At 48.9% G+C, this 3,400-nt stretch carries 5 protein-coding genes; 3 read left to right on the top strand and 2 right to left on the bottom strand.

The window, feature by feature from the left end:
• Positions 1-41: 41 nt before the first annotated feature.
• A complete protein-coding gene (locus tag Q0R35_RS04475) occupies positions 42-320 on the bottom strand; it encodes a hypothetical protein (protein ID WP_295614886.1) in 279 nt (92 codons plus the stop codon).
• 1 nt (position 321) lies between these two features.
• On the opposite strand from Q0R35_RS04475, the gene Q0R35_RS04470 reads away from it, so the two are divergent.
• Positions 322-480 carry a hypothetical protein gene (locus tag Q0R35_RS04470; protein WP_295614884.1) on the top strand — a complete coding sequence of 53 codons (159 nt, stop codon included), beginning with the start codon at positions 322-324 and terminating at the stop codon, positions 478-480.
• 20 nt (positions 481-500) lie between these two features.
• On the opposite strand, the gene Q0R35_RS04465 is transcribed toward Q0R35_RS04470, so the two are convergent.
• Positions 501-920 carry a gamma-glutamylcyclotransferase gene (locus Q0R35_RS04465; RefSeq protein ID WP_295614882.1) on the bottom strand — a complete coding sequence of 140 codons (420 nt, stop codon included), beginning with the start codon at positions 918-920 and terminating at the stop codon, positions 501-503.
• A 239-nt stretch (positions 921-1,159) separates the two neighbouring features.
• Here Q0R35_RS04465 and puuE point away from each other — a divergent pair, with 239 nt between their 5' ends.
• Together puuE and hpxO are read left to right on the top strand one after the other, a co-directional pair.
• Positions 1,160-2,074 carry an allantoinase PuuE gene (gene puuE / locus Q0R35_RS04460; protein ID WP_295614880.1) on the top strand — a complete coding sequence of 305 codons (915 nt, stop codon included), beginning with the start codon at positions 1,160-1,162 and terminating at the stop codon, positions 2,072-2,074.
• 124 nt (positions 2,075-2,198) lie between these two features.
• Entirely contained in the window at positions 2,199-3,341 is a 1,143-nt protein-coding gene (gene hpxO, locus Q0R35_RS04455) for an FAD-dependent urate hydroxylase HpxO (protein WP_295614878.1), read from the top strand.
• The last annotated feature ends 59 nt before the right edge of the window (positions 3,342-3,400 follow it).

Genomic DNA, 3,400 nt, shown 5'->3' with positions numbered 1-3,400 from the left:
TAATTCATGAATTATCCCTGCCAGAATCGCCCCCACATTTGCTAAATTATTAATGTCAAAAATCGTTGTAGCGTCTTCGATGGCGATCGATCTTTTGCATCTACATCCCAACAGCGATCGAGATATTCAATCTGTTGCTCGGTGACTAATTCATCCATTAGTAATCCGAGTAGAGTTCGCCATGCTCGGTCGATCCCAAATTTAAAACCGCCGCGATGGCGAACTGGATTATCGATCGAATCGGGAACTAGTTCTAGCTGCTTATAAGCTTCCCACCGATCGCGATCGATCTCAGCCTTGTTACGATCTAAATATTTCATTGTGAACCTCCTCAATTGGTTAATTGCAGGAGGCACTTCCAAACCTGTCACCACACATCTTCGCTCAGATCGCGATTGTATGTCCGAATCTTTTTCTGTGCCCTACGATACTTTTAATTATAGTCGCGGTAATCCTCTTGGTAAAGATGTCGATCGGTAGATCTTCTGGAAATTTGGTAGTTATGTTTGGGCGACAGTTTCCAGTTGTGCCTGTTTATAAGCAGCCCAGCCACCGAGAGCGGAGATATCCAGCCAATTGTAGCGTTCTATCAGTGCTTGTGGATAGAAAAATGCCGTGGCAACTTCCCCATCTATGAGTTTTACGTCAGTTGGATACATATGGGGTGGTTCGTTATTTTTCAGGTATTCAAACTCCTCGGCTGTCATTTCGTAGATTTCGCCAGGAATTGATATTCCACCGATATCGACTTGATAAATTGCTGGATGCCAGCCATTTTCAGCCGCATGTAGTCGATAAAGTGGCTCGGTATTTACAGCGCGGATAAATTTGGCGTTGCCTAGATTGGAGTGATCTGGTTGTCCGCGCAATGCAGAGCCACAGATAAAAACTTGGTGTTTGGTGATAACTGTCTGATTCATACCATTTCTCTCAAGATAATTATGCTAGTTTTGGATTTATTGGCAAGTTGGCTCGGTTTGTGATGTGGGGCGCGATCGTGATTTTTTGGAGTTGCAGCGGAGATCTACCCACCCGCACTATAAATGTGCTGCCCTACGGGCACCCCTCCTGGGAGGGGATTTTGCACTTTGGGGTTGATGGCGAACTAAAATGCTGTGTACAGTATACAATAAAAATGAGTTATGCTGGACTGTAATATATGACCTCGATCGACTATCCACGGGATTTAGTCGGATATGGGCGGAACCAGCCACATCCGCAGTGGCCGAAACAAGCTCGAATTGCCGTTCAGTTTGTCATCAATTACGAAGAAGGTGGCGAAAACTGTATTTTGCACGGCGATCTGGCATCGGAGGCGTTTCTGTCTGAGATCGTGGGTGCGGTACCGTTTGTGGGACAACGGCACATGAATATGGAGTCCTGTTATGAGTATGGTAGTCGGGCTGGCTTTTGGAGATTGTATCGACTGTTTACCGATCGACAAATTCCGGTCACAGTCTATGGAGTAGCGATGGCATTAGCCCGCAATCCCGATCTGGTTGCTGCCATGCTGGAGGCTGATTGGGAGATTGCCAGTCATGGCTACAAATGGATCGAGTACAAAGATTTTACCGAATCAGCAGAACGCGAACACATGCAAAAAGCGATCGCGATTCATACCCAAGTTACGGGGCAACGTCCTACTGGCTGGTATACCGGACGCAATAGCCCCCATACTCGCAAATTAGTAGTCGAAACAGGCGGATTTCTCTATGACTCGGATAGCTATGCTGACGACTTACCCTATTGGACGAATGACTATGGCAAACCGCATTTGGTCGTTCCCTATACTCTGGATAACAATGATATGCGATTTGCGACAGCTCAGGGATTTAATTCGGGCGAACAGTTTTTTGCTTACTTACGGGATGCTTTCGATGTCCTCTATGCCGAGGGCGAAACCGCACCCAAAATGATGAGCGTGGGGCTACATTGTCGCTTGGTAGGCAGACCCGGACGAGCGGCGGCGTTGGCGAGATTTCTGGACTACGTGCAGCAACACGATCGCGTCTGGCTGTGTCGTCGCATCGATATCGCTCGGCACTGGCATCAGTATCATCCGCCGAATTTTTAGGACGAGGGGACTGGGGGAGTGGAGATCGCCCACCCCGCCCTACGGGCACCCCTCTGTTCGCGTAGCGTCTGCCTTGCAGAGGAGGGGAATTTACCGGACACTATCAATTATCAATTAATTTAAGATGAACCATCTCAAAGTAATTATTATCGGGGCGGGGATTGGGGGATTGACCGCCGGAATTGCGCTCAAGCAGGCGGGCTATGAAGTGGAGATTTACGATCGAGTCGCCACATTGCGCCCTGTGGGGGCAGGAATCTCTCTCTGGTCGAATGGGGTCAAAGTACTGAATCAACTGGGGTTGGGGGCAGAAATTGCCGCGATCGGGGGCGAAATGAATGCGATGGAATATCGCAGTAAAACTGGAGAATTGCTCAATCATATCGACTTGATGCCGCCGATCGATCGCGTCGGGCAGCGTCCGTATCCAGTCGCTCGTCGGGATTTACAAGCGATGCTGCTTGCCGCATTTCCTGGGCAAGTGTCCCTCAACCATAAATGTATCGACTTTGAAGAATCCGAGACTGGCGTAACGGCGATCTTTGAAAATGGTCATCGGACTAATGGCGACTTAATTATTGCCGCTGATGGCATTCGATCGCAATTTCGCAAACAGATCCTCGACGAACCTGTCGAACCTAAGTATGCAGGTTATATCAACTGGAATGGATTGGTACCCGCCGATGAAAAATTAGCACCGAAAAATACCTGGAGCATCTATGTCGGCGAACACAAACGCGCTTCTCTAATGCCTGTGGGCGACTCGCGCTGTTATTTCTTTTTAGATGTCCCACTTTCACCAGATAATTGCGCCGAGCCAGCCGACTATCAAGCCGAATTAAAGGCACATTTTCACGGCTGGGACGAACCAGTTCAACAACTAATCGATCGACTCAATCCGGCTGAGACTGCCCGCATCGCCATTCATGATATGGGGCCGATCGATCGCTACGTGCGCGGGCGCGTGGCACTCTTGGGCGATGCGGCTCATGCGACTTGCCCCGATCTCGGACAAGGTGGCTGTCAAGCCATTGAAGATGCTTGGGTACTGAGTAATTATCTAATTGCGACAAATATCAGCGTACCGGATGCCCTCAAACGCTACGAATCCGAGCGTAAAGAACGCGCCAATGCTGTCGTCGCTAAAGCCCGTCAACGCGCCGAACAAATTCACGGTTGCGATCCTGATGTGACGCTGGCTTGGTATCAGCAATTGAAAAATGAGCCGCCGGAACATGTCACTGGTGCGATCGCTAAAACTATTTAGGTGGCCCATTGCGATGAAAACTGTGTATACACTTTCTATTTAGAAGCGAAACCCCTAGA

It is taken from the genome of Chamaesiphon sp. GL140_3_metabinner_50 (assembly GCF_025361915.1).
In the GTDB taxonomy this organism is placed as follows: Bacteria; Cyanobacteriota; Cyanobacteriia; order Cyanobacteriales; family Chamaesiphonaceae; genus Chamaesiphon.
Note: the sequence above shows the minus strand (reverse complement) of the source record. Positions and strands in the feature narration are given on the sequence as shown.

Coding starts and splice junctions, on each gene's coding strand:
- Q0R35_RS04475 (WP_295614886.1), bottom strand. CDS start 320: ATGAAATATTTAGATCGTAACAAGGCTGAGATCGATCGCGATCGGTGG.
- Q0R35_RS04465 (WP_295614882.1), bottom strand. CDS start 920: ATGAATCAGACAGTTATCACCAAACACCAAGTTTTTATCTGTGGCTCT.
- puuE (WP_295614880.1), top strand. CDS start 1,160: ATGACCTCGATCGACTATCCACGGGATTTAGTCGGATATGGGCGGAAC.
- hpxO (WP_295614878.1), top strand. CDS start 2,199: ATGAACCATCTCAAAGTAATTATTATCGGGGCGGGGATTGGGGGATTG.